Source organism: Rhizobium sp. Rhizsp42 (assembly GCF_047304155.1).
Classification (GTDB): Bacteria; Pseudomonadota; Alphaproteobacteria; order Rhizobiales; family Rhizobiaceae; genus Rhizobium.
In genome coordinates, this window is sequence record NZ_JBGLYS010000019.1 from 1 (window position 1) to 24722 (window position 24722).

Genomic DNA, 24722 nt, shown 5'->3' on the forward strand with positions numbered 1-24722 from the left:
AACGGATGGCCCGCGCAGGATATCGACGCTCTGATGCCGTGGAACTTCCAGTCGAGCGTGGTCGGCTAACCGCTTACATTCGATTCGAACCTCCGGGCGGACGATTCGAACATCTAGGGCAACGTTTCCAAACTCTGGGCGAACGTTTCGTTTTTCCGGATTTCCGATTCACGTCCTATCGAAAGGGTCGGACACCGTGCATCCGGCGCCATGAACATAGCCGCGAGATTGCCGGCAACCTGTCTCGACGTGCCCGCAATATGAAACAAATTGCGCTCATTCGATTCCAAACTCGAAATTTCCGATTCAAGACACAATGATTCCGTTTCGGCGACAAACGCCTTGCGCCGTGCCGCCGGTCCCTTGAGCATAAGAGTGCCATCAACGAAAACAGGGGGAAGATGACATGGCGCGACAGACCTTGGAAGAGCGGAACGCCAAGCAGAGGGAACGGCAGCAGCGGCTGAGGGACCGGCATCGGGCCGAGCGGCGCCCGGATCGCGACGACGTCGCGCGGGCCATGCTGTTCTGGACGATCACAAGCTATCTCGAGCAGGAGCGGCCGGACTGGATAGAAGAAATTGGTGACGCCGTGGTCGGAATTCTCGTTGACCAAGGCTTTGACGAGCGGGCAGCCGACGAAGTCTTCGATGATCTCGTCGATCGCTACGCTAACGATGACCGTCCCTTCCGAAGTAAGCCTCACCTGCGGGGCTGACGATTTCTGGTCATCTGCTCTGCCTGATCACCAACTATTTGTGCAAACGGCGTTATCATTGGGGACTTCGTCCCCCCGTTACTTCGTGAAACGCCGTTTGGAACTGAATCGTTTTTATGAAGCCATTCGCCTAAGGAAACCTTTGGTTACCGGAGGTTAACTCCATTCGCATAGCTCGCGTGCCCCGCCTCTGCGGGAACGACCAACAACAGCTACGTGAATGGAAATGAACCAATTTTCTGCCAAAGCCTTTCAACGCAAGATCGATGCCTTCTGCCAACTGCGGCTGGCGCCGCTTTTCAGGGACGACGAACTTCCCCGGCTGAAGTGGTATTTGCACACTCTCATTCAGACGAGGAGACCGGCGCCAAGAACCAGCGGCAGGACAGACTGGCACGTTGTCGCGGCAGCCTGCGGCCTGGAAACCAATCTGCTGGCGGGCAACGCGCGTCAGATCGATCCAGCCTTTGACGCCATTGGTCGGTGGATCCGGGACACGCGCCTCTTAGCCACGGCAGCAGACCCCGAAGTCCCTCGAACACGAAAGACGCTGAGGACGAAGGCGGTGCCCACAAGTCCCCGACCAGCCCGCCCACCCCAGAACCAGCCCAAACCAGCATCGGGCGCTACAGCAGCAAGTCCACGCACAGGTCTCGAACTCCCAGAACCGTTGTTCGACGTCAGCGAAGATCTGACGGACTTTTCCGAGGCGTTACAGCTCCAGCTCCGGCGCCATGGCGAAACGTACTGGACGCTCCATCGTGCCATCACCGGTCCGGATGACGTTACGGAAAAGACAACACTTTTAAGCTGGATCGAAGGCCGGAAGGTGCCCCGGACTGTCGAGAGTTTCGAGATCTTGTCACGGATCGAGCGACGGTACCGGCTCCCGGCCGGTTATTTCAAATCCAAGCTTGCACATCCTTCGCGGTCGGCGTCAGGGTTTGAGCTTTCCGGCATAGAGCCTGCGGAGCGGCGTCGTATTGCTTGGCATCTTCCTGAGGATTTCAACACGCTGTCCTTCCAGAAGAGGGAGGAGATCGTCGATTGGGTGCGGCGGGTTATTATCAGCGGCACGACGGACTACCGGAAGTACCAGGCTGCCGCCGCCAAGCAACGCTACGCCATCCGATTCCCCGGCGTCTCCTATGGCGGCCGGGCGCCACGCGACGGTAAAATCATTGTGCCTGCGAACTACGAGCAGACATGGGTCGAGGATCCTGATCTGCTGTCCGGGGTGATCGAAGCGCCACCAGCTCTTGCCATGGAAATGGCCGACCTCGTACGCTTCAAGACGTCGGCTCTGACGTCTGTCGGTTTTCAGCGAAACGGGGTTTGGGGCGAAGAAACCGCCTCGCAGAAGATCGAGCATCTCGGGCTGATGTTTGGTGCCCTTGCAGCAGCGAGAGATGGAGAGGTGAAGGGCTACGGGGTGCCGGTCCGGCAGTTGACGTTCGGGCTCCTCATTTTCCCCGGCGTCTGGGATTGGTATCTGCAGTGGCGGGAGACGCGCCGTGGTTTCTTCACTGCATGGGAAGTCGACATGTTGCGGATCGCCTTGGCGATTACCAAAGAGGGGACCGGATGGCTTCGGCAGCATCCGGAGCTGCTGGCGCGGGTTCAACCGATTGCCGGCCTCGTTTCGCAAAACGAGATCGACTACGCCAATGCCGACTGGCACGGCGCCTGCGACGACTTCCACAAGCATGCTGCCCACCGCGTCAAGGAAATCCAGCGGATCGCTCGCGTTCATCGCGATCCGTTCGAGCCGATCATGCCGGTCCTTGAGGCGGCAAGCCCCGTCGGCGAGTATCGCAAGATCACCGAGGAGATCATCCGCCTGATGCCGGATGAACATCGTTATCCTCGGCCGGCCGCCGAAGCGGTGCGATCATTTCTCATGCTGAGGCTTGGTTTGCATCTTGGGCTTCGCCAGAAGAACCTCAGGCAACTGATGCTCAATCCGAAAGGCTCGATGCCGCGCTCGGAACGCGCGCTGGAAAAGATGAAGCGCGGCGAAATCCGGTGGAGTGATCGGGAAGGTGGCTGGGAGGTCTTCATTCCTGCTGTTGCCTTCAAGAACGCACACTCGTCCTTCTTTGGCGACAAGCCGTTTCGGCTCGTGCTTCCGGACCTTTTGGATCTCTACAAGTACATCGACGCCTATGTCGATCGGCACCGCGCGGTGCTCTTACGGTCGGCCGCGGATCCCGGCACGTTCTTCGTCAAGACTGTCAAGACGACCAGCACAAACGCGGCCTACGACACGACCAGTTTCTACGAGGCCTGGCGTCACACCATTCAGCGCTACGGCATCTACAACCCCTATACGGGACGAGGTGCGATCAAGGGGCTGCTACCGCACGGGCCCCATAATGTCCGTGACGTGCTGGCGACCCACATCTTGAAGCAGACTGGCTCGTACGAGCAGGCGAGCTACGCCATACAGGACACCGCCGAAATGGTCGCCAAGCACTACGGGCGCTTTCTCCCGCAGGACAAGGCGGCACTTGCGGCGCGCATCCTGAACCAGGTCTGGGAAGCTGCTTAACGCAGAAGGAGACGTCGGAAATTATTTCCGACGTCTCGCTTCGTTCTTTGCCTCGCGCGCCCACGGTGGCGGCAGCCGCTTTTCGATCCATGGCAGCAGTTTGATCGGCTTCGGTTCGATGCCGTCGGTGATGATCGGATACTTGCTGAGAGCATCGCGCATCAAGGGAAGACCAGCGGGGTTGGTGTAGCGAAGGCTGGTCTCGCCCCCTTGGCTCAGCCGTCCGGAGATGTCGTCGATAACCACGGGCGGGACGCCAGCCTGGAGGAGTGTATCTGCCATACCGTGGCGCAGCGCATGAAAAGCGCGATCCCACATCTTCTCTCCGACGGATTGCTTCATGATCGGGAGGAAGACGTCGTAAAAGCGGTCGCCCGGATCGTTCACGGTCTTATCGGAAAAAAGGTCAGGGAACACGGCCTCGTACCCCAGGTTCTGGAGCGCAGCGCAATAGTCCATGAAGCCCAAGCGAACCAGCTCTTGCGGGAGCGGCAGCAGCCGCTCTGATTGCTCGGTCTTCAGCCGCCGAAATTTGTTTGTCCGCAGGATCAGCACGAGACCGCCATCGTCTTCGGCAATATCGTCTAATGCGAGCCCTGCAAACTCGCGCCGCCGGGCCCCGAGGTAGGAGAACATGATCGGCAAGAAATAGGCGGCGTCATGAAAGACGTGCGGTCCCGGCTTTTTCCGGCCTCGATCGTGGTTCAGCGAGCCAGTATAGATCGGGCTGGAAAAAATCGGTTTGATTTCGTCGGGCGTCGGCTTGTGTTGCTGTTTGCGAATAGAGCCAAGCTTCGGCTTTTTCGGTCTCAAGCCTTCAAACGTCCAATCGTCAATTTCGAATCCGTGGCCGCGGACATGCTTCAGAAAATGGTTCAAGTTTCCAAGGTGTTTGCGAATGGTGCCTGCTTTAAGGCCCACGGCCGCCTCTTTGCCCTCCGTCCCGGCCTTCTCGCGCAACCTCTCGCCCTCAGCGCGAAGCTCGGGTGCCGACATCGCCCTCATTCTGGCGCTCTGTCCCCAGCGAGCGGGAATATCGTTGAAGTGCTGGCGAAGCTCGCCGATATGATACTGGGTAATTTGGCCGGTGTGTTCGACGCCGTGTTCTTCGAGCACGCCCTTGAACATGCGAACGAGAGCGCGAGCATCGCGGGCGGTCGGCTCATCCCAAGCGTCCCCCATGTTCTTGACGAGCTTTTCGCACTCGGCTTCGAAGGCCGCGAGGTGAATGACCGGTCGGGTGTTTTCCTCAACCGGTGCATTGATGGCGGCCCGCGGCGAGGGCGTAAGATCGAGCATAATAACCGGCGGCACTTCAGGCGCAGAGGGCTCGACAACATCATCAGCGGGAACTTCGATCTCCGATAATGGCGGCGTCGTTTCCAAGGGCGCAACTTCGATGAAGGCAGGTTGTGGTGTCGAAGCCGAACCACCCGTGAGTTCGCTCAGGTCGCGATCAGCGAGTAGATGCCGTTCCGCGACGTCGAAGAGAGCGTCTGCCCTGCCACTGAAATAGGCCTTCATGGCCTTTTCCTCGTTGAGCGGGTTTGGACTGATTTCGAAGAGGTGCATTAATCTTCGAATGCCTGCCTTGAAGCCGCGCGTGTTGGCCTCGTGAAGCAGTTCGAAATAATTGGAGCCGATCGCGAAGATATGGGAGGCGGGAACCCGGTTTTGCCTGAGGTAGGCTAAGCCGCGACAATCGTCCTTGAGCGTTAGGTGATGGGTGATGCCGAACATGCCGAGCAGTCGATAGGCCCATCCATTTTCGACATCCATTTCCAGCTCTGTGATATCGGCGGGACGGCCATAGCGCCGCGCCACGATCGAGACGTCTTCTAGATGCATGAGCATCATGTCTCGTTCGTGTTCGCAAAGCTTTTGGAGCTGCGCCTTGGACATGGGTTCCTTCTGCTTCAACTTCAGTTCGGCGACCAGCATGTTGAGCTTGCGGCCGATCGCCTGCGCTTTCTTATGATCAGAACAGTGAAGGCTCAGTGAAAGCCGGCTGCCTGGTCGGCACTGCCCGAAGGCGCTTGGCACGCGCGCACGCCAATAGAAGATATTGCCGCGGCGGGTGAGGTTTTCGACGTCATGGCGGACCGCCATCAGCTTGTTGCCCTTGCCTGCCACCGGTGTTGCCGCCGCGCATGCTTCGCGTGGGCATCACCTGTGGGCTACAGTTCTGGGCATCAGGTCGCCAATGATGCCAAAACGATATCCGGCACGACTGGAAAATCAAGGAATTAAAGGCATTTAGGGAGAATTGGCTGGGGAACCTGGACTCGAACCAAGATTAACGGAGTCAGAGTCCGTCGTTCTACCATTGAACTATTCCCCAGCAGTCGCTGCCGAAGCGTGCTTGGCTGCTGTGCGGCGCTTATAACCAAATCATCGCGGAATGCAAATAGCTGTTTGAAAAAAATTTGAACGGCGCTGTGGAGTGTTGGAAAAGGCGGATTCTTGAGGGTTGGGAAAAAGAATTTGTCGTTTTGGCCGAGCGCTGGTATCTTCGCGCCAACGCAAAATCGAATGAGCGCCAGCAGCATACCTCTAGGAGTTCATCCTTCAGGACTTGCGCGGCGCGGTGGAAAAACAACGTGGAAGACCCCGAAGGCGGCTTTAAGTCGCAATCTGACGGGGCGTCGGCGGCAGCGCGCAAGGATGGCAAGAAATCCAGGCGCCGCAAGGGCAAGCGTGGCGGGCAATCCCGCAATGCAGCTCAGGCCGCTTCGCATGCCCCCTCCGGCATTGCCGGCGAGGCAGCGCGCCCAATGGATGCACGTCCAACGGACATTGCGGCCGAGACATCGGCCCGCAAGCGCAAGCGCCGCCGTCGCGGTTCCGGTGCGTCGGGCGAGGGTGCTCCAAGACAGCAGCAACAGGGTGATCAGGCCGCATCCGCCAATCGCGCGGGTGCGCATGATGGCGACGCGGCTTCGGGCAAGCGCGGCCGGCGCAAGCATCGAGGCAAGCGCGGCCTGCAGGGCCGGCCGCTGGCGCAGACAAAACCGTCCGGCCATCAGCCCGCGCAGGCGCCTGCGAATCAGCCCAATGTCGGCCGTGGCCCCGCGCAAGAAGCGCGCGGCGAAAACGACAATCGCGTCCAGCGTCATCATCAGGAGCGCGGCGAACGGCCCGCTTCTGCCCATCCCTGGCCGGATGAGCTCTACGCCGCGCTCGACCTCGGCACCAACAATTGCCGCCTCTTGATCGCGCAGCCGACCCGTCCGGGCCAGTTCCGCGTCGTCGATGCCTTCTCGCGCATCGTGCGGCTCGGCGAGGGGCTGGCTGCGAGCGGGCGTCTGTCCGACGACGCAATGGATCGCGCCGTTGATGCGCTGCGCGTCTGCGCCGGCAAGCTGAAGAACCGCGAGATCCGCCGCATGCGGCTGATCGCCACCGAAGCCTGCCGCCAGGCAAGCAATGGCGAAGAGTTCCTTCAGCGCGTTGTCGCCGAGACCGGGCTCGAACTTGAGATCATCGATCGCGAGACAGAGGCGCGGCTTGCCGTATCCGGCTGCTCCTCGCTGGTCGGCCGCGAGACGCGCTCCGTCGTGCTCTTCGATATCGGCGGCGGCTCGTCTGAGATCGCCGTCATCCGCATCGGCGACAGCCGCTTCAGCCGGCTTGCCAATCACATCACCCACTGGACCTCGCTTCCCGTCGGCGTCGTGACCTTGTCCGAGCGTCACGGTGGCCGCGATGTCACGCCCGATGTCTTCGAAGGCATGGTGCTCGAGGTCGAGGGCATGCTCTCCGGCTTCGATTGCCCCGTAATCGATGGCGATCTCGGCGATTTTCACCTGATCGGCACCTCTGGCACAGTCACCACGCTTGCCGGCGTCCATCTCGATCTGCCGCGCTACGACCGGCGCAAGGTCGATGGCATCTGGCTGTCCGATGATGAGGTCTCGGCCATGCAGGCCAAGCTCCTCTCCTGGGATTTCGCCAGCCGCGCCGCCAATCCCTGCATTGGGCCCGATCGCGCCGATCTGGTGCTCGCGGGCTGCGCCATTCTCGAGGCCATTCGCCGCCGTTGGCCGAGCCCGCGCATGCGCGTTGCCGATCGTGGCTTGAGGGAAGGCCTTCTCACCGACATGATGGCGGATGACGGCGTCTGGCGGCGCCATCGCCACCGCCGCGGTCAACGCGGCAAGTAAGTGCGGCAAATAGAGGATCAGCTATGACCAAGCCAACCATTGCGGGCAACCGCACCGGCCGCAAGCTCGGCCAGCGCGTCAAGAACAAGAAGATGAAGGCGTCCTCGCGCCAGTGGCTGCAGCGCCATATCAACGATCCCTATGTGCAGCGCGCCCAGCTCGAGGGCTACCGCGCCCGCGCCGCCTTCAAGCTGTTGGAGATCGACGAGAAGCACGGCATCCTGAAGGGTGCGCGCCGCATTATCGATCTCGGTGCCGCACCCGGCAGCTGGTCGCAGATCGCCGCCAAGGTCACCGGCTCGACGGATGAGGACATCCGCGTCGCGGCCATCGACTTCCTGGAGATGGCGCAGCTCCCCGGCGTCAAGATCCTGCAGCTCGACTTCCTCGATCCGACGGCGCCCGATCAGCTGATGAAAGCCGTCGGCGGCACGCCCGATCTCGTCATTTCCGACATGGCGGCGCCGACCACGGGCCACCACAGAACGGACCATCTGCGCACCATGCATCTCTGCGAAGTGGCCGCGCATTTCGCCATCGAGGTTCTGGGCGAGGGCGGTCACTTCCTGGCCAAGACCTTCCAGGGCGGCACGGAAAAGGACCTGCTCAATCTGCTGAAGCAGAATTTCAAGCAGGTCGTCCACGTCAAGCCGGCTTCCTCTCGCGCCGAATCCGTCGAGATGTTCCTGCTCGCCAAGGGCTTCAAGGGACGCAAAGCTGAGGCCGGTGAAACGGAGGCTTGATTTTAGCGGTATTCCGGGTGGAGTATGACACTCCCAAGACAGGGCATGATTGGCCCAAGACCGGAATGACCGCGGATATCAATGCTGCTTTACGTCACGCTCGGAACCAACGACATCGATCAGGCTCGGCATTTTTATGATGTCGTGCTCCCCGTTCTCGGCTACCGCCGCCAGCGCTATTCGGAAGAAGAGATCGGCTACGCCGCCGATGGCGATATCCGCTGCCGCTTGTGGATCGTCACCCCCTTCAACCGCCGCCGCGCCTCGAATGGCAATGGCACCATGATTGCGCTCGCGGCCGAAACCAGGGCGGATGTCGATGCCTTCTATCGCGCCGCGATCGCAGCCGGCGGCGTCAGCGAGGGCGAGCCGGGCCTGCGTCCATTCCACGCCAATTTCTATGCCGCCTATGTGCGCGATCCCGATGGCAACAAGCTGAGTGCCGTCTGTGAGGCGCCCGAGCCGGCGGCCGAGTAAAGCCGAACGCTTACTTCACGGCCTGCTGTTCCGCCTCCAGCACCGTTGCCGCGAGCGGCTTGACGCGATGGCCGGAGACCAGCGCGCCGGCATGCTTGTCCATGCGGATGAAGGGGATGGTCGCGACCACGGTCATCAGCGCGATCACGTAGAAGGCAATGTGGAAGTCCACCACCTGCAGCGCTTCGCCGCGAATGAAGATCGAGGTCTCCAGGATCGCCGCGGCCACGGCCACGCCGAGTGCCAGGCTGATCTGCTGCATCACGGAGCTCATAGAGGTCGCCTGGCTCGCCTGCGCATCGTCGATATCGGCATAGGCAAGTGCGTTGACGCCGGTAAAGAAGAAGGAACGCGAGAAGCCGCCGATCAGAAGCACTAGGATGATGACGAGATGCGGCGTCGTCGGCGTGAAGAAGCCGGTGGTCACAGTCACCAGCGTGGTCACGCCTGCTGCCGTCAGCAGCGTCGAGCGGAAGCCCACGGCCGCGAACACCCGCTTGGCCATGAATTTCGTGGTGATCGCGCCGATCGCGCCGGCAAACGTGATGAGGCCGGATTGGAACGGCGTCAGCCCGAAACCGAGCTGCAGCATCAGCGGCGTCAGGAATGGCATGGCGCCGATGCAGATGCGAAACAGCGTGCCCCCCGTCGTCGATGCGCGGAAGGTCGGGTTCTTGAAGAGCTGCAGATTGAGGATCGGCGCCGGGTGCCGTCTCGCGTGGCGCACATAAAGCGCGCCGCAGACAACGCCGATCGCGGTCGCCGCGATGCCGATGATCGGCGGCAGTGCCGGCAGGCTGACGACGGAGAGGCCGAAGACTACGCCGGCGGCGGCAAAGGAGGTGAGCACGAAGCCGGTGATATCGAGCTTCGGCGGCGCCGTCGCCTCGACCTCCGGCAGGAAGATCGTTGCCAGCCAGACACCGATGATACCGACAGGCACGTTGATCAGGAAGATCCAGTGCCAGGTGAAATAGGTGGTGATGAAGCCGCCGAGCGGCGGTCCCGCGAGCGGCCCGACCAGCGCCGGGATGGTGAGCAGCGCCATCGCCGAAACCAGATCGCTGCGCTTAGTGGTGCGCAACAGCACTAGGCGCCCGACCGGCGTCATCATCGCTCCACCCATGCCCTGCAGGAAGCGGGCGACGACGAATTCGATAAGGCCGGACGAGATCGCGCAGAAGATAGAGCCGACGACGAAGACGCAGATGGCGAGGCGGAAGATGCGCTTGGCGCCGAACCGGTCCGCCATCCAGCCGCTGATCGGGATGAAGACGGCGAGCGACACCATATAGGATGTCAGCGCCAGCTTCAGCGTGATCGGCCCGACATGCAAGTCGTTGGCGATCGCCGGCAGCGCGGTCGAGATGACGGTGGAATCCATCTGCTCCATGAAGAGCGCGACGGCAAGGATCAGGGGAACGATGCGGTTCATGCGCGAAAGCCTTGGGGGTCTAGCAAAGGCGGCTCGGAAAGCCACTGCTCTTTAGTCCTCGCACCGGCATCTGCCAAGTGCGCATTCATCTTAGGAAATGCGAATGCATCACGTCTGCGTGACACGGATGGTTCAGGGATTTCAACGCGCGGAATTGACATATGTTCGTTTCGGCGGATTGCGATAAAGCGTGGTCCGTCATGACGATGGGGGCGGTGCGCCAATGCGCCGTGCGTTATTGCAAAGGATGGAACATGGCGATTTCGATGGGGATGAACAGGCGCGCGTTTGTAGCAGCAGGCGTTGGCCTGCTGACCGCGCCGATGATTTTGAAAGAGACGGCCGTGATGGCCGCAACCGGAGATAACACCAAGATGGATGCGACAACGCAGCCCCAGTTCAATCAGTTCAAGCTCGGCTCCTTCAAGTTCACCGTCGTCAAGGACGGTGGCGTGGTTGGCGAAAAGCCGAATGAAACCTTCGGCACCAACCAGACGCCGGAAACGTTCAGGCGCTGCTCGCCAAGAACTTCCTGCCGACGGACAAGTTCGTCAACACCTTCGCGCCCTTCGTGGTCGATACCGGCTCCGACGTGATCCTTGTTGATACCGGCTTCGGCGAAAGCGGCCGCGCCAAGGGCAACGGCCAGCTCGCAGCCGGCCTCAAGGCCGCCGGCTACTCGACCGACGACATCACCATCGTGGCGCTCACCCATCTGCATGGCGATCACATCGGCGGCCTGATGGAGGGCGGCAAGCCGGCCTTCGCCAAAGCCCGTTACATCGCCGGCAAGACCGAGTACGATTTCTGGACCGACAAGGCCCGCGAGGGAACGCCGGCCGAGGGTAACCAGAAGGCTGTGCTTGCCAATGTCGTGCCGCTGGCCGAAAAGATGACCTTTATCGGCGAGGGCGACACAATCGCCTCCGGCATCACCGCGATGATGGCCCCCGGCCACATGATCTTCAACATCGAGTCGGACGGAAAGCGCCTGATCGCCACCGGCGATACCGCGAACCACTACATCCTGTCTCTGCAGAACCCGACCTGGGAAGTCCGCTTCGATATGGATAAAGCTCAGGCCGCCGCCACCCGCAAGAAGGTGTTCGACATGATCGCATCAGACAAGGTGCCGTTCCTCGGCTACCACATGCCGTTCCCGGCGGTCGGCTACGCCGAGGTCTATGAAAGCGGCTACCGCTTCGTTCCCAAGACCTACCAGTTCGACCTCTGATCCTGCTGCATGGCAGCCATACCAAGCCCGGCCACCGCGCCGGGCTTGTTGTGTTTTCTGCGTGCGTTTCTCCGCGGGAAAGCGCGCCAGTCTCTCTCGACCCTCATTCCTGTGCTCGTCACAGGAATCCAGCCGGCGCGCGTCGGCGCGGCGGGAAGAGTCCATTGCGCTCAAGGACTTGAGCGCGCTGGATCCCTGTGACAAGCACAGGGATGAGGACGCGAGGAGGGAAGCGCTGAACGTTAGCCGGCGCGCGTTCGGTGCGCCAAACCGTAGCAGCAGCCCGCCAGCCTCCCGCCGACGCCACCCACGGCCGGCCACATTTTTTACTATTCCCTTAACGCCATAGACGTGGTACCAGCCCTCGCCAACTTCCAAAGCAACCTTACACATCGCCGGTGCGGATAAGTCGTTCCGGGTGAGGGTGCATTTTTCTTTTATAAGGAATTGGCCATGGCTCGCATCATTGAAACGCCGACCGGTTTAGACGCACTCACCTTCGATGACGTGCTGCTGCAGCCTGGTCACTCCGACGTCCTCCCGGGCCAGACCAGCGTTGCGACGCGCATTGCCACCGATTTCGAACTCAACATACCCATTATCTCGTCCGCCATGGACACGGTCACCGAAAGCCGTCTGGCGATCGCCATGGCGCAGGCCGGCGGCCTCGGCGTCATTCACAAGAACCTGACCCCGATCGAGCAGGCCGAGCAGGTCCGCCAGGTCAAGAAGTTCGAAAGCGGCATGGTCGTCAACCCGGTCACCATCGGCCCGGATGCGACGCTCGCCGATGCGCTGGCGCTGATGAAGATCCACAGCATCTCCGGCATCCCTGTCGTTGAAAAGTCCGGCCGCCTCGTCGGCATCCTCACCAACCGCGACGTCCGCTTCGCCTCCGATCCGGCCCAGAAAATTTATGAGCTGATGACCCGCGAGGGTCTCGTCACGGTCAAGGAAACCGTCGACCAGCAGGAAGCAAAGCGTCTGCTGCACGCCCACCGCATCGAAAAGCTGCTGGTGATCGATGGCGAAGGCCGTTGCGTCGGCCTCATCACCGTCAAGGATATCGAGAAGTCGCAGCTGAACCCGAGCGCCTCCAAGGATGCGCAGGGCCGTCTTCGCGCCGCAGCCGCCGTCGGCGTCGGTGACGATGGCTTCGAGCGCGCCGAGCGCCTGATCGAGGCCGGCGTCGACTTGCTCGTCGTCGATACAGCCCACGGTCACTCGCAGGGCGTTCTGAACGCCGTCGCGCGCGTCAAGAAGCTCTCCAACTCCGTCCGCATCATGGCCGGCAACGTCGCGACGTCCGATGGCACCAAGGCGCTGATCGATGCAGGCGCTGATGCCGTCAAGGTCGGTATCGGCCCGGGCTCGATCTGCACGACCCGCATCGTCGCAGGCGTCGGCGTCCCGCAGCTCGCCGCCATCATGTCGGCGGTCGAAGCGGCCCGCGCCCAGGACGTCCCCGTCATCGCCGATGGCGGCATCAAGTTCTCCGGCGACGTCGCCAAGGCAATCGCATCCGGCGCATCCGCCGTCATGATCGGCTCGCTGCTTGCTGGCACCGATGAAAGCCCGGGCGAAGTCTACCTCTACCAGGGCCGCTCCTTCAAAGCCTATCGCGGCATGGGCTCCGTTGGCGCCATGGCCCGTGGCTCGGCTGACCGTTACTTCCAGGCGGAAGTGCGCGATACCCTCAAGCTCGTTCCCGAAGGCATCGAAGGCCAGGTTCCGTATAAGGGCCCGGTCTCCGGCGTTCTGCATCAGCTTGCCGGCGGCCTGAAGGCTGCCATGGGCTATGTCGGCGGCAAGGACCTCAAGGACTTCCAGGAACGCGCCACCTTCGTGCGCATCTCCGGCGCGGGCCTCCGCGAAAGCCATCCACACGACGTCACCATCACCCGCGAAAGCCCGAACTACCCGGGTTCCGGCGCCTGATGAACGACGCGAGCAGCCGTATTCCGACCTCGGTCGTCGCGCTGCTCGCGGCCATCTCCCTGGGCGTCTTCATCTGGATGCTCTTGGGCTACGTCCTGCCGTTTCAGGATATGACCCACGCCGCGATGCTCGAAGCGCGGCTGGGTCGCTATGATGCGAGCGATATCGACGCCATGCGCGGCTTGCTTGAGCGAAAGCCGGAAGCGCGCGACTTGCTTGTCGCCATGCATCGCGGCCCCGATCTCATCCTGCCGTTCGTGCTGACGGCGTTCCTTTTTACCGTTCTCGCCAAGCTGCGCCCCGCCGGCCGCTACTTCAATCGCCCGATGCATCCCTTGATGATCGCCGCGATCTATGCGCTGCCTTTCCTCTACGGCTTCTCCGACTATGCCGAGAACATCCTGACCGACAACCTCTTCGCCGGCGGCGCCGAATGGAGTTTCGCGACGGCATTGTTGCCTTGGGCGTCGAGCCTGAAGTTCGCGAGCCTCACCGTCTGCGTCATCGTCATCCTGCGCTTCCTCGTCTACCGCATCGTGCCGCCGACTGATCGCTGACGCGACTGGCCCAACCGACACTGGAAACCCCGGTTCGTTTGCTCTAAAGCTCTGACACCAAAAGAAAACTGGCTAAGGAGACGAGCATATGACCGGAATGACAGGCTATGAGATGTTCTGGCCCATCATCGCCCATGCGGCACTGGTCTACATGCTCTACATGCTGCTAGGCTACCGCCGCCAGAAGATGCTGAAGTCGGGCAAGGTGCGTGCATCCGAATATCGCGAAAACCGTGGCGAGCCGACCGAGAGCCTGATCGTCAAGAACAGCCTCGCCAATCAGTATGAGCTGCCGGTGCTGTTTTACGCCTGCTGCATCCTTCTCTACATGACCGAAGCGGATAACCTGATTGCGCTCGTGCTCGCCTGGATCTTCGTCGCCTTGCGCTATGTCCACGCCTTCGTCCACGTCACGAGCAACAACCTGCGCTACCGCAGCCCGCTTTTTGCCGCAGGCTATCTCGTGCTAGGCGTCATGTGGGTCTGGCTTGCCGTGTGGATAATGTTCCCGAACGGCTAAGCGGTCGAGAATCATCGTCTCTCTCCACGAATCAGCGATGAAGCCGGTTTTCTATAAGCGACATGGTTAGAAGCGTGTCGCGGCCAGCGTTCGGCCTAAAAATGGCGTAAATTTACCCTCCGGAACCGACCAAATCAGGGCTTATCATCCCGGTTTGGTTGAGCTTTTGCCGATCGTTAGAATACAAGCTTTCTCGTTTACGCCTCATGAAGGCCTGCATGTCATATCGGCCGAAAGGGCCGGTTTTGGGCAGTGTCCGGTCTGCGAATAAGAGGGATGGGGAACGACATGAACGTCGGGAGCTTCGATCGCATTGGCCTCCGCAGGAAGCCGAAACAGGAACGCAGTATTCAGAGGTTGGACCTGATCTTGTCCGCCGCCTCGGAGCTGATTGCAGCCAAGGGTGTCGGCGCCATGCGCATGACCGAACTCGCGGCTGCCGCCAATGTGCCGATCGGCTCGGTCTATCAGTATTTCCCCGAGAAGGCGGCGATCGTCAAAGCGCTATTCGACCGCCACTCGCTGGCCATTCGCGCAAGGGTCGCGGACGCCTTCGCGTCGGTGCAATCGGTGCCGGAAGCCCTCGATGTGCTCGAGGCAACCATCGACTGGCACTATGAGGACTATCGCAACGATGCCGCAAGCCTTGGAATCTGGCTCGGCACGGAGACCGATCAGGACCTCTCGCAGCTCAATGTGGAGCACAACAGCCGCATCGCCCGGATCTTTCGCGAAACCGCCCAGCGCATCGCGCCAGAGCTCAGCGATGTCGATACCGAGGCACGCACCTATCTGTTCAGCCACCTGATCGGTTCGTCGGTCAGGCTCGCTGTCACAAGCGATCCCTTCTTCGCCGCCCGCATCCTGCAGGAATGCAAATGTCTCGTGCGCACGTCCTTCTTTACAGCCATGCCCGCGGAACTGGTCGGCTGATGATGCGGATTACCAGCTGGTGCCAATTACCAGCTGGTCACGGTGTTCGCGACCTTCAGGCGCGGCTGCGCGCGCACGTAAGTGCCCTTCACCTCGGCATCGAGATTGTCCTCCACCACGGCAGGCGTGATGTTGTCGAGGCAGGCGGTGATGTGCGCGGTGATCGCGTTCATCAGCGAGATCGAGACGCCCGGCCGCTTCATGATGCCGATCTGCACCGGGGGGAGCGCTGGGAAGCCATCCGCCTGCGTCAGCACCTTCATGCCCGTGCGTAGCGCCGATTCAGGCATGGTCGAAACGGCAAGCCCGGAGAGAACCGCCGCCGCGATGACGGTGCACGACCAGCTGGTGAACAGGATCTGATGTTCGCGCCCGCCCGCGTCGAGCGCGGCTATGGCGGTCTGTCTCCACGGGCAGTCGCGGCGGCCGACGGCAAGCGGCACCGGCGCATCGTCGCGGATCGGATGGTTGGCCGAGCCGACCCAGCAGAGCGGTTCGGTCCGGACCACGTCCGACATGCGCACGCGCGGATTATGTGTCACCAGCGCAATGTCGAGTTCGCCCCTGTGCATGCGCTCGGCGAGATCCACCGATGGCTCGCAGACAATATAGAGCTCGACATTCGGATGCGTCTTGGCGAAGCGGCCGATGATCTCCGGCATGTAGCGTTCGGCATAGTCGTCGGGCGTGCCGATCCTGAGCGTGCCCTCGAGCCGGTTGTCGTCGAAGGCGGCGATAGCCTCATTGTTGAGGCGGATGATGCGGCGGGCATAGTTCAGCAACTTCTCGCCCTCGACGGTCAGCCGGTTGCCGCGGCCGTCCTTGATGAACAGCTGCTTGCCGATGCGTTCCTCGAGGCGGCGCATCTGCATCGAAACGGCGGATTGCGTCTTGTAGACCCGGTCGGCGGCCTTGGTGAAGCTGCCGGAATCGATGATGGCGATGAAGGTCTGCAGCTGGTCAATATCAAGAGGCGCGGCCATGGTTCTCACCTATAAACATCTCTGATGATAATCATTAGAAACATTCGTTGGACTGATCAATAGCCCTTTGGCATCTTGTGGCTGCAAATCAATCAAAGTGATGGACAGGCAAATCGGCCTTTCCGCTCGAAAACCAACTTGCCTCTCCGTGCCCGATCGCGCGGAAAGGGCGGGTTGTTGCGCGCCCATGAAAGGATCATCCCATGCGCACGACAGACCGGATATTAGAACTCGACTGCAACCCCGCGACCAAGACCTTTTCGCAGCGTCTCGTCGCCGGTTTCGCAACGCTGGCATCCGTACTGCGCGTGTTCCGCAATCGTATGGAGATCAACGCGCTGCACGAGCTCGACGACAACCAGCTGAGGGATATCGGCCTTTCGCGGGCCGATCTCGACGCGGCTTTCCTGGCGTCCACCTTCTTCGAGGATCCGTCGGATCAGCTGACGCGGTCCGCGCGCAATCGCGGTCGTAAAGCGCTTCACCGGCTTAATCAGGATTGAGCCGAAACCAGTTTTCCCCGCAGGGTGATAGCCAATAACCCTGCCTCTTGCCCGGTGCCGACCTCCCAGTCGTCTCCGGGTTTTTTTATGCCTGCTGTCAGGGTTTCGGAGAGGAGGGCGGCGTCTTCGGCATATAGCTCTCGAAGATCGCTTCCATGCTCTTCTGATAGCCCTTCTGCACCTCAAGCCCGCTGTCGAACATGGTGTTCAGCATGTCCATGTAGCTCGAGGCCTCGGGCGCCTTCTCCGCCTTTTCGCTGGCTTTCGGCGCTTCCGCCGGCTTCTGCGTTGCTGGCTGGGCGAAGCTACCCATCATGTCCTGGAATGCCTTGGTAAAGGGATTGTCGAGGAACGGATTGGCCGGTGCCGCCTTTTGAGGCTCCGGCTTCGGCGCGCTGAACATCAGCTGCATCGCCTGCGTGAATGGATTGTCGAAGATGCTCGGTTGCGGCGTCGGCGCCTGCTTCGGCGCGAAGCCGGTGGCCTGCAGCCACTGCTGGATGCTCTCGCCCATCGCCGTGTTGACGAAAGGGTTCACCGGCGCATTCATCTGCCCCATCGATTGCTTGAACAGCCCGCCCATCAGCGTGCCGGCCATGATCGGCAGCATCTGCTTGTAGATTTCCTGGCCGATCCCGGTCATCTGCGCGGCCTGCGCCGCCACCGCCCGCGACACCTCCTTGGAACCGAAGAGCTGCGCCAGGATGTCGTTGCCGTCGGAGATTCCCTGCGGCGTGAATGCCTTGCTCATGTCCTCGAAATACTTGGCATAGTTGCCTGACGACACCGCCTGCATCAGGCCCATGAAATCGTAGGGGTTGCTGCTGCTGCGCTTCAGCCCGGCCGAGAAAGCCGGCATCAGCGCGGCCATCGCCTGCGTCGCCTGTTCCTGCGCCAGGTTGAACTGCTTGGAGATCGCGTCCATCGCCGCGCCGTTCTGCGCCTGCATCATCATGTCGAAGAGTGGCAGCATGGAAAAGCCCTTTCCCGGTTCGCGACGCATGATCGCGTCACTATAGCCGGAAAAAGGAATGCGCAAACCGCTTTTTGCAGAAGGGCTTAGTGGTTGCCCTTAGTATTGGTACTCTTCGAACGCGGGCTCCACGGAGCCGTTCCAGCGGCCGTTGTAGAGCGCGAGAAGGTCTTCCGCCAGCGTCGCCTTCTTGGCCATCACCTCATCGAGCGGCGACAGGAAGATCGTCTCGTCCTGGCCTTCGCTGTTGAGCTTGCCGCGCGCCTTGAGGCCCGCCTTGGAAATGGCAAGAACCTCGCGCGCCGTATCGTAAAGCGTGTGGCCACGGAATGCGGCCTTCAGCCCCTCGGCCGGCACCGCATTGCGCAGTGCGTTCACCTCGTCGAAGCCCCAGTCCTTGGTCAACTGGTCGGCGGCCTCGAGTGCCGTTGCGTCGTAGAGAAGGCCAACCCAGAAGGCCGGCAGCGCGCAGATGCGGCGCCACGGGCCGCCATCGGCGCCGCGCATTTCGAGGAAACGCTTCAGGCGCACGTCGGGGAAGAGCGTCGAGAGATGGTTGGTCCAGTCGCCCATCGTCGGCTCCCAGGCGGCAACCTCGCCCTTCAGCGCGCCGTTCATGAACTGGCGGAAGGTGATGTGGGTACAGTCCTTGTAGCGGCCGTCGCGGACGATGAAATACATCGGCACGTCGAGCGCCCATTCCACATAGTCATTGAAGCCGAAATCGTCGCGGAAGGTGAAGTCGAGCAGGCCCGAGCGGTTGTTGTCGGTGTCGCGCCAGATATCGCCGCGCCAGGATTGCAGGCCGTTGAGCTTGCCTTCGGTAAAGGGGGAGGAGGCGAACAGCGCCGTTGCCAGCGACTGCAGCTTCATCGACACGCGCATCTTCTTGCGCATGTCGGCCTCGGATGAGAAGTCGAGGTTCACCTGGATCGTGCAGGTCCGGTACATCATGTCGAGACCCTGCGTGCCGACCTTCGGCATGTAGCGGCTCATGATGCCGTAGCGCGACTTCGGCATGACGGGGGTCTCGGCCAGCGTCCACTTCGGGCTGCCGCCGATGCCCAGGAAGCGGATGCCCATCGGCTCGGCGATCTCGCGCAGAACTGCCAGATGCGCGTTGGATTCCTTGCATGTCTGGTGGATATTTTCGAGCGGCGCGCCCGAGAGCTCGAACTGCCCGCCCGGCTCGATCGAAATCGCGCCCATGCCCGATGGCTCGGCAAGGCCGATGATGTTCTCGCCGTCGAGGATCGGCTCCCAGCCGCTCTTCGCTTCCAGACCCTTCAACAGGCCGGAAATGCTGTTCTCGCCGAAATAGGGAACCGGGCTGTTATCGGCGCGGAAGAAGGCGAACTTCTCATGTTCGGTGCCGATGCGGAACTTCTCTTCCGGCTTGTTTCCCGCCGCAAGATAATCGGTCAGCTCCTGAACCGAAGAGAGCGGGGTCTGGTCGGTGGTATCGCGAGCCATTCAAGTAACCTGTATTCGGGAAACGCCCGGAAAGTATCCGGACAGTAGGAAGGGTGATTAGGACCGCTGGCACGTATGTTGCAAGTGAAATTGTTTCAACCAGCCATCAAAAAAATACCAGCAACTGTGGCCCGTCGCCCACGCGGCTATTGGTTCCAGTCGCCGAGTGCCGCCTGTATCACTGCCATGGCGGCAACGGCTGCGGTATCGGCGCGCAATATTCTCGGTCCGAGCGGGATGGCGGTCACGAAATCGAGGCTTCTGAGCCGCGCGCGCTCGTCCTCGGAAAAGCCGCCCTCGGGCCCGACGAGCAGCGCCAGCTTGCGCTCCTTTACCGCGGAGAGGATCGGCAGAGGGTTCTGCCCGGCGTCGCCCTCGTCGCAATAGATGATCCGCCGGTCACTCGGCCATCCGTCGAGCATGTCGAAGAGCCGCACCGGCTCTGCCACGTCAGGGATGCCGAGAATGCCGCATTGCTCGGCTGCCTCGATGACGTTTGCGCGGAGCTTGTCGAGATTGTTGATCTTGCCCTGCACATGCTGCGTCATCACAGGCTGCAGCACGCCGGCGCCCATCTCGACCGCCTTCTGCACCAGATAATCCAGCCGCCCGACCTTCAACGGCGCGAAGAGATAGTGCAGGTCGGAAGGTTCCGGCTGCGGCCGCGTCTGCTCCTCAGGCACGATCATGATGCGCTTGCGGGTCGGCAGCGAAAGCTTCGCCTTCCATTCGCCGTCACGGCCATTGAAGACAAGAATCTCGGCGCCGTCGCCCATCCTCAGCACATTGGCGAGGTAGTTATACTGGTCCGGCGTCGCCTCCGCCGCCACGCCTTTGGAGAGGGGTGCTGCGACAAACAGCCGTTGCATTCTGAAATTGGCGCGCATCGAAATGTCCTGGCTAAACGAAGAGCGCGACCATAGCCCAATAGAGCGCGGCCGCAAGCACGGCGGATGCCGGCACGGTGATGACCCAGGCGGCGATGATCGTCATGAAGTGCGAACGCCGCACCAGCCGGCGCCGGCGCACTTCGTGGGTGTTGGGATCGTCAGGCTCCTCGAGCATCCAGACCTCGGCCTTTCGGCGCATGTATTCGATCCGGCGCTTGGAGTTGCGGGTGTACCATTCACGAAAGAAGCCGACGCCGAACACCGCACCGACGGCGATATGCGTGGTACTGACCGGCAGGCCGAGCCAGGAGGCGACGATGACGGTGAAGGCGGTCGCCATCGCCACGCAATAGGCGCGCATCGGATTGAGCTTGGTGATCTGCTCACCGACGAGGCGGATCAGGCGCGGCCCGAAGAGCAGCAGACCGACCGAAATGCCGAGCGCCCCGATCAGCATCACCCAGAGCGGCGGTGCCAGCCCGCGGACAAGCGGCTGGTCGAAGGAAACGCGAACGATCGCCGAAAGCGGGCCGACGGCATTGGACACGTCGTTGGCGCCGTGTGCGAAGGAGAGAAGTGCGGCCGCGCCGATCAGCGGCATCTGGAACAGCACCCGCAGCGAGCTGTTGCGGTTCTCCAGCCCCTGCGCCCGCCTATTGACCAGCGGCCGCGCCACCAGCCAGCCGACCACGCCCGCCGCGATGCCGAGCAGGATGATCGTCGACGCCGAGAACGCGTTCATGCTTTCAAGCTGCAGGATCATGTAGGCGGTGAAGCCGCCCACCATGAGCGCGATGAGGACGGGCACCCAGCGCTTGGCCGAGGTAATCTTGTCCTCGCGGTAGATGATCAGCGTCTTGACAAGATAGAGCATGCCGGCGGCAATCACACCGCCGATCAGCGGCGAGGTCATCCAGCTGGAGGTGATCTCGGCCAGAACCCGCCAGTTGACCGGCCCAGGCCCGAGCGCGCCAACGCCCGCGCCGATCACCGCGCCGACGATGGAGTGCGTGGTCGAAACGGGCGCGTGCAGCCATGTCGCGAGGTTGATCCAGAGTGCGGCCGCCATCAGCGCTGCCATCATGATCCAGGAGAGCGTGGCGGGCGGGATCTGCGAGGGATCGAGGATGCTCGACGAGATCGTCTTCACCACCGCGCCACCCGATATCGTCGCGCCGAGGATCTCGAAGATAGCGGCGATGACGAGTGCCTGCCCCATGGTCATGGCCCGCGCGCCGACGGCAGCGCCGACGTTGTTGGTCACGTCGTTCGCGCCGATGTTCATGGCCATGTAGGCAGCAAGGGCCGCGGCTGCGATCACCAGACCGGCGCCGGGGCGATCGAAGACGTAGATCGCCGCAAACAGCATGGCGAGGCCGAGGAAGACGAGGCCGATCCCAGGCGCCACCAGCTTGCGCGAGACGTATTTCGACGCGTCCTCGACCTGCGTGAGCTTGTCGAGATCCTTGTCGAGCGTTCGTTTGGTGAGGACGGTGGGGCGTTCGGGCATGCTGTTCCTTGTGATTGAGGCCCGCTTTTGCGCCGCGAATTCTAGCAGCGCAAGATGGCAGGAATCATTCAGCCGGAATCTGTTGCAGCGCCAGCGGCTCGAGTTGCTCCGTCATGCGGCGTTTGAAGAGCAGGAAGAGATCGCGCAGTTCCGGCTCGTTGACGCGCTTAGCGGCCTCTTCACAGGAGACCCACTCGTAACGCCGCTCGCCTTTTTCCTTGAAGCTCTTGGCGATCGTCGAGACCTCGAGCACGTAAACCTGAACCTTGCAGGTCACCTTCAGCCCGTTCTTCAGCACCTTGGGATAGTGGTAGCAGCCGATCGTCTGGCTCTCGACCGTCCCCCGCACACCGGCTTCCTCGTAAGCCTCGCGGGCGGCAACCTCGTAGGAGGTCTTGCCGTCCATCGGCCATCCCTTGGGGATCACCCAGCGGCCGGTATCGCGGCTGGTCAGAAGCAGCACCTCGAGCGCGCCGGTCTTGCCCTTCGTCCGGTAGCAGAGCGCAGCATATTGCTGGCGCGGAGGGCGCCGGAACATCAGCTGGACATCGGAGGCGAGGCGGGCAAGTAGGCTCAACGGTCGGGTCACCTTTATCGGTTGTGTGCGTATATTAGTGTCTCATGGAAAGCTTGCGCGATCCATGTGTGTGTTTTGCTTTCGGTTCAGGCTTTATATCTATCAATAGAGCCTTTCGTTTTGGTTTCGGTTTCAAAAAACCGCCATCGAATGCTCTATTTCCGTCACGTCGAGTGCCATTCAATATGATATCGACTTTCGTCATAATCAATCGGGACGTGATGCCGCATGCCGATAGCCCCAAACATTGGCAATTCTGCGTCGGTTCTCCACAGAAAAGATTGCCCGGCTAACATCCTTATGGGGCAATTCGGCCCCTCAGAGCCTGCTGAGACAGGTGACCCGGCGCAATGAGTCGCCACTCTCTGCGAAAAAATATCCTTGGTCGCCACCCGCCATTCGGCTTATCAATGCGTCGAAAACAGGAGGATGGTTCATGGTATCGGAAGCAACGCGCATCGATTGGATCGGAGGCAGCTGCCGGCTGCTGCAGGCAACGGCGGCGGAGTTCCGCAAGACCCGCCCCTTCGAAGGCCTGACCATCGGCACCGGTATCCATCTCGAACCGAAAACGGTGGCACTTCTGATGACGCTCAACGCTGGCGGCGCGCGTCTGGTCTGCACCGGCAATTTGAACAGCACCCAGCCCGCAACGGTCGACTATCTGCGCAGCCAGGGCATCACCGTCTTCGCCACCCAGACCACCGATCCCGCCGCGCATCACCAGAGCCTTGTTGCCGTGGTGGCCGAAAAGCCCGATCTGCTGCTCGACAATGGCGGTGATCTCTTCGCCATCGCAGCGGAAAGCCCCTACGCCAATCTCCTGGGTGGCACCGAAGAGACCACCTCCGGGCGCACTCGCCTGCTGCCGCTGCGCAACAGGCTGAACATGCCGATCCTCGTCATCAACGACAGCCCGATCAAGCAGTTCGCCGAAAACAAGCATGCCGTCGGCCAGAGCCTGTTCGAGAGCTACATGCGCTTCACCAATCGCTCCACCAACGGCAAGCGCGTCACCGTGTTCGGCTATGGCGCCTGCGGCAAGGGCACGGCCGCCTGCTTCCGCAACGCCTTCTCGCAGGTCAGCGTCGTCGATATCGATCCTGTCACCACGCTTGAAGCGCATCTGGATGGCTTCGTCACACCGCTGCGCGATGACGCCATCCGCTCCGCCGACGTGCTCGTCACCGTCACCGGCCATCCCGATATCATCACCTTGAAGGACCTGCCGCTGATCAAGAACGGCGCGATCCTGATGAACGGCGGCCACTTCCCCAACGAGATCGACGTCGCCGCCTTCCGCGCCCACGAGGACGTCGTCGCGACCGACCGCTATGAGGCCGATGGCATCGAGACCCTGCATCTGAAGGACGGCCGTGCCATACACATCCTGGGCGGAGGCCATATGGCGAACCTCGCCGGCCCGCGCCCGCTCGGTAATTCCGTGGAATCCATGGACCTCGGCTTCACCCTGCAGGTCCGCTGCCTAGAACGCGTGGCCAAAGGCGGCGTCGGCCCCGAAGCCTGCATCGTGCCGGTGCCTGCGGATATCGACGCGATGGTGGCGAGCGCCTATCTCGATCTGGCGCGGTAGCCGCGAAAGCTCGTCAGGGCTGGCGCGCGATCGTCCCGATGACGTTGGTAACCAGCCGCGCTGACGTCAGCGCGGAAATACCGTCGATATCGGCAGGCGGATAGAGTTCGACGAGGTCGAAGCCGACGATCCGGCCTCGTCTGCCGACGCCGGCAATCAGATCGATGACCTGTGTGTAGGTAAGGCCACCGGGCGATCGGGCAGCCACGCCGGGCATGAGGCTGGGGTCGAGGCCATCGCAGTCCAATGTGAATACGACCCGCGCGCCTTCGGGAACATGCCGGAGGGCGGCGTCGACGCCGTGCGCGTGAACCTCGCGAGCGGTGACGAAGCGGCTGCCATAGGCCTCAGCCGCCTCGATTTCCGTGCGGCGAGCGCTTCCGACGCCGCGCATGCCCACCTGCACCATCCCGGCGATATGTCCCATCTCGCTCGCCCGGCGCATCGGGTTGGAATAGCCGTGACGCTCGCCATGGAGCTCATCGCGCCAGTCGATATGTGCATCGATCTGGACAATCCAGATCGGCCCGTGATCCGAAAAGCCGGCGAGGAACGGAATAGGGACGGAATCGTCGCCGCCGAGCAGGATCGGCACGGCTGACATCGCCAGTATTTCCCGTGTCTTTGCCTCGATCAGCGCCCGATTCCGCGCGTTGTCATGCATCTCGGTCGGCAAATCACCGGCATCGAAGCAGCATGCCGGTTTGCCGTCAAAAAGCGGTCCGCCGAGATCAAAATCCCAATGCTCGACAAGTGGTGCGTCTTCCTGGCTCGCGGCGCGGATGGCATTCGCCGCAGTCGCGTAGCCGCTGCTGTCCTTGTCACGATAGGTGCTGCCGTGAGCGGCGCCGAAGATCACCATGCGAGGCGTGGCGCCGTCGGGCATATGAGAGTTGAGACCGAGAAAGGCAGGCGAAGCGGTCATTGCGGGATCCGGATTATTGTTCGGT

Annotated in this window: 20 protein-coding genes, 1 tRNA gene and 1 pseudogene; 12 read left to right on the top strand and 10 right to left on the bottom strand. The window is 61.7% G+C overall.

Annotated elements, in window-relative coordinates; all coding sequences use genetic code 11:
* Nucleotides 1–406: 406 nt before the first annotated feature.
* Both ACCD05_RS18260 and ACCD05_RS18265 read left to right on the top strand, forming a co-directional pair.
* Nucleotides 407–718 (top strand): hypothetical protein, encoded by a 312-nt coding sequence (locus ACCD05_RS18260; protein ID WP_413394432.1) that lies wholly within the window; start codon nucleotides 407–409, stop codon nucleotides 716–718.
* Between the two features lie 220 nt (nucleotides 719–938).
* On the top strand, nucleotides 939–3269 hold the full coding sequence (locus ACCD05_RS18265) for a hypothetical protein (RefSeq protein ID WP_413394433.1): 2331 nt from the start codon (nucleotides 939–941) through the stop codon (nucleotides 3267–3269).
* A 21-nt stretch (nucleotides 3270–3290) separates the two neighbouring features.
* Here ACCD05_RS18265 and ACCD05_RS18270 read toward each other — a convergent pair whose 3' ends face one another.
* The gene (locus ACCD05_RS18270; protein WP_413394435.1) at nucleotides 3291–5402 is read right to left on the bottom strand and encodes an integrase; all 2112 of its coding nucleotides are present in this window, start codon (nucleotides 5400–5402) and stop codon (nucleotides 3291–3293) included.
* A gap of 134 nt (nucleotides 5403–5536) precedes the next feature.
* Nucleotides 5537–5610 (bottom strand) — tRNA-Gln (locus tag ACCD05_RS18275).
* Between the two features lie 259 nt (nucleotides 5611–5869).
* On the opposite strand from ACCD05_RS18275, the gene ACCD05_RS18280 reads away from it, so the two are divergent.
* The 3 genes from ACCD05_RS18280 to ACCD05_RS18290 all read left to right on the top strand — a co-directional run bounded on the left by ACCD05_RS18280 (nucleotide 5870) and on the right by ACCD05_RS18290 (nucleotide 8652).
* Nucleotides 5870–7432: a Ppx/GppA phosphatase family protein gene (locus ACCD05_RS18280; protein ID WP_413394437.1), complete on the top strand. Its 1563-nt coding sequence runs from the start codon at nucleotides 5870–5872 to the stop codon at nucleotides 7430–7432.
* Nucleotides 7433–7455: 23 nt separating this feature from the next.
* Complete coding sequence (locus ACCD05_RS18285; RefSeq protein ID WP_413394439.1) at nucleotides 7456–8175, top strand: RlmE family RNA methyltransferase; 720 nt, start codon at nucleotides 7456–7458, stop codon at nucleotides 8173–8175.
* An 81-nt stretch (nucleotides 8176–8256) separates the two neighbouring features.
* Entirely contained in the window at nucleotides 8257–8652 is a 396-nt protein-coding gene (locus tag ACCD05_RS18290; RefSeq protein WP_047508248.1) for a VOC family protein, read from the top strand.
* Nucleotides 8653–8662: 10 nt separating this feature from the next.
* Here the strand turns inward: ACCD05_RS18290 and ACCD05_RS18295 are convergent, their stop codons facing one another.
* Nucleotides 8663–10087 carry a DHA2 family efflux MFS transporter permease subunit gene (locus tag ACCD05_RS18295; RefSeq protein ID WP_113238518.1) on the bottom strand — a complete coding sequence of 475 codons (1425 nt, stop codon included), beginning with the start codon at nucleotides 10085–10087 and terminating at the stop codon, nucleotides 8663–8665.
* A gap of 254 nt (nucleotides 10088–10341) precedes the next feature.
* On the opposite strand from ACCD05_RS18295, the pseudogene ACCD05_RS18300 reads away from it, so the two are divergent.
* The 5 genes and pseudogenes from ACCD05_RS18300 to ACCD05_RS18320 all read left to right on the top strand — a co-directional run bounded on the left by ACCD05_RS18300 (nucleotide 10342) and on the right by ACCD05_RS18320 (nucleotide 15269).
* Nucleotides 10342–11321 (top strand): annotated as a pseudogene (locus ACCD05_RS18300) (MBL fold metallo-hydrolase).
* Between the two features lie 453 nt (nucleotides 11322–11774).
* Complete coding sequence (gene guaB, locus ACCD05_RS18305; RefSeq protein ID WP_413394441.1) at nucleotides 11775–13259, top strand: IMP dehydrogenase; 1485 nt, start codon at nucleotides 11775–11777, stop codon at nucleotides 13257–13259.
* Nucleotides 13259–13816: a hypothetical protein gene (locus ACCD05_RS18310; protein WP_413394443.1), complete on the top strand. Its 558-nt coding sequence runs from the start codon at nucleotides 13259–13261 to the stop codon at nucleotides 13814–13816. The genes guaB and ACCD05_RS18310 overlap by 1 nt, the downstream gene beginning before the upstream one ends.
* 97 nt (nucleotides 13817–13913) lie before the next feature.
* Nucleotides 13914–14336: an MAPEG family protein gene (locus ACCD05_RS18315; protein WP_413394574.1), complete on the top strand. Its 423-nt coding sequence runs from the start codon at nucleotides 13914–13916 to the stop codon at nucleotides 14334–14336.
* A 288-nt stretch (nucleotides 14337–14624) separates the two neighbouring features.
* A complete protein-coding gene (locus tag ACCD05_RS18320) occupies nucleotides 14625–15269 on the top strand; it encodes a TetR/AcrR family transcriptional regulator (RefSeq protein ID WP_413394445.1) in 645 nt (214 codons plus the stop codon).
* Nucleotides 15270–15295: 26 nt separating this feature from the next.
* On the opposite strand, the gene ACCD05_RS18325 is transcribed toward ACCD05_RS18320, so the two are convergent.
* Nucleotides 15296–16252, bottom strand: a complete 957-nt coding sequence (locus tag ACCD05_RS18325) for a LysR substrate-binding domain-containing protein (RefSeq protein WP_018898533.1) — start codon at nucleotides 16250–16252, stop codon at nucleotides 15296–15298.
* A 203-nt stretch (nucleotides 16253–16455) separates the two neighbouring features.
* On the opposite strand from ACCD05_RS18325, the gene ACCD05_RS18330 reads away from it, so the two are divergent.
* On the top strand, nucleotides 16456–16755 hold the full coding sequence (locus tag ACCD05_RS18330; RefSeq protein WP_413394447.1) for a DUF1127 domain-containing protein: 300 nt from the start codon (nucleotides 16456–16458) through the stop codon (nucleotides 16753–16755).
* A 97-nt stretch (nucleotides 16756–16852) separates the two neighbouring features.
* On the opposite strand, the gene ACCD05_RS18335 is transcribed toward ACCD05_RS18330, so the two are convergent.
* From ACCD05_RS18335 to ACCD05_RS18355, 5 genes are all read right to left on the bottom strand, one after another.
* On the bottom strand, nucleotides 16853–17728 hold the full coding sequence (locus ACCD05_RS18335) for a DUF937 domain-containing protein (RefSeq protein ID WP_413394576.1): 876 nt from the start codon (nucleotides 17726–17728) through the stop codon (nucleotides 16853–16855).
* 99 nt (nucleotides 17729–17827) lie between these two features.
* On the bottom strand, nucleotides 17828–19201 hold the full coding sequence (locus ACCD05_RS18340; protein WP_413394449.1) for a glutamate--cysteine ligase: 1374 nt from the start codon (nucleotides 19199–19201) through the stop codon (nucleotides 17828–17830).
* Between the two features lie 146 nt (nucleotides 19202–19347).
* On the bottom strand, nucleotides 19348–20088 hold the full coding sequence (locus tag ACCD05_RS18345; protein WP_113199305.1) for a 16S rRNA (uracil(1498)-N(3))-methyltransferase: 741 nt from the start codon (nucleotides 20086–20088) through the stop codon (nucleotides 19348–19350).
* 13 nt (nucleotides 20089–20101) lie between these two features.
* Nucleotides 20102–21601: an inorganic phosphate transporter gene (locus ACCD05_RS18350; protein WP_209232757.1), complete on the bottom strand. Its 1500-nt coding sequence runs from the start codon at nucleotides 21599–21601 to the stop codon at nucleotides 20102–20104.
* A 64-nt stretch (nucleotides 21602–21665) separates the two neighbouring features.
* Nucleotides 21666–22178 (bottom strand): NUDIX hydrolase, encoded by a 513-nt coding sequence (locus tag ACCD05_RS18355; RefSeq protein WP_112979930.1) that lies wholly within the window; start codon nucleotides 22176–22178, stop codon nucleotides 21666–21668.
* A 436-nt stretch (nucleotides 22179–22614) separates the two neighbouring features.
* On the opposite strand from ACCD05_RS18355, the gene ACCD05_RS18360 reads away from it, so the two are divergent.
* Complete coding sequence (locus ACCD05_RS18360) at nucleotides 22615–23772, top strand: adenosylhomocysteinase (RefSeq protein ID WP_413394451.1); 1158 nt, start codon at nucleotides 22615–22617, stop codon at nucleotides 23770–23772.
* A 13-nt stretch (nucleotides 23773–23785) separates the two neighbouring features.
* On the opposite strand, the gene ACCD05_RS18365 is transcribed toward ACCD05_RS18360, so the two are convergent.
* A complete protein-coding gene (locus ACCD05_RS18365; RefSeq protein WP_413394453.1) occupies nucleotides 23786–24697 on the bottom strand; it encodes an agmatinase in 912 nt (303 codons plus the stop codon).
* Nucleotides 24698–24722 lie beyond the last annotated feature (25 nt).

Excerpts from the sequence above, each read along its gene's own strand:
- ACCD05_RS18260 (WP_413394432.1), top strand. The coding sequence starts at position 407 with ATGGCGCGACAGACCTTGGAAGAGCGGAACGCCAAGCAGAGGGAACGG.
- ACCD05_RS18265 (WP_413394433.1), top strand. The coding sequence starts at position 939 with ATGGAAATGAACCAATTTTCTGCCAAAGCCTTTCAACGCAAGATCGAT.
- ACCD05_RS18285 (WP_413394439.1), top strand. The coding sequence starts at position 7,456 with ATGACCAAGCCAACCATTGCGGGCAACCGCACCGGCCGCAAGCTCGGC.
- ACCD05_RS18290 (WP_047508248.1), top strand. The coding sequence starts at position 8,257 with ATGCTGCTTTACGTCACGCTCGGAACCAACGACATCGATCAGGCTCGG.
- ACCD05_RS18295 (WP_113238518.1), bottom strand. The coding sequence starts at position 10,087 with ATGAACCGCATCGTTCCCCTGATCCTTGCCGTCGCGCTCTTCATGGAG.
- guaB (WP_413394441.1), top strand. The coding sequence starts at position 11,775 with ATGGCTCGCATCATTGAAACGCCGACCGGTTTAGACGCACTCACCTTC.
- ACCD05_RS18310 (WP_413394443.1), top strand. The coding sequence starts at position 13,259 with ATGAACGACGCGAGCAGCCGTATTCCGACCTCGGTCGTCGCGCTGCTC.
- ACCD05_RS18315 (WP_413394574.1), top strand. The coding sequence starts at position 13,914 with ATGACAGGCTATGAGATGTTCTGGCCCATCATCGCCCATGCGGCACTG.
- ACCD05_RS18320 (WP_413394445.1), top strand. The coding sequence starts at position 14,625 with ATGAACGTCGGGAGCTTCGATCGCATTGGCCTCCGCAGGAAGCCGAAA.
- ACCD05_RS18325 (WP_018898533.1), bottom strand. The coding sequence starts at position 16,252 with ATGGCCGCGCCTCTTGATATTGACCAGCTGCAGACCTTCATCGCCATC.
- ACCD05_RS18330 (WP_413394447.1), top strand. The coding sequence starts at position 16,456 with ATGCGCACGACAGACCGGATATTAGAACTCGACTGCAACCCCGCGACC.
- ACCD05_RS18335 (WP_413394576.1), bottom strand. The coding sequence starts at position 17,728 with ATGCTGCCACTCTTCGACATGATGATGCAGGCGCAGAACGGCGCGGCG.
- ACCD05_RS18340 (WP_413394449.1), bottom strand. The coding sequence starts at position 19,201 with ATGGCTCGCGATACCACCGACCAGACCCCGCTCTCTTCGGTTCAGGAG.
- ACCD05_RS18345 (WP_113199305.1), bottom strand. The coding sequence starts at position 20,088 with ATGCGCGCCAATTTCAGAATGCAACGGCTGTTTGTCGCAGCACCCCTC.
- ACCD05_RS18350 (WP_209232757.1), bottom strand. The coding sequence starts at position 21,601 with ATGCCCGAACGCCCCACCGTCCTCACCAAACGAACGCTCGACAAGGAT.
- ACCD05_RS18360 (WP_413394451.1), top strand. The coding sequence starts at position 22,615 with ATGGTATCGGAAGCAACGCGCATCGATTGGATCGGAGGCAGCTGCCGG.
- ACCD05_RS18365 (WP_413394453.1), bottom strand. The coding sequence starts at position 24,697 with ATGACCGCTTCGCCTGCCTTTCTCGGTCTCAACTCTCATATGCCCGAC.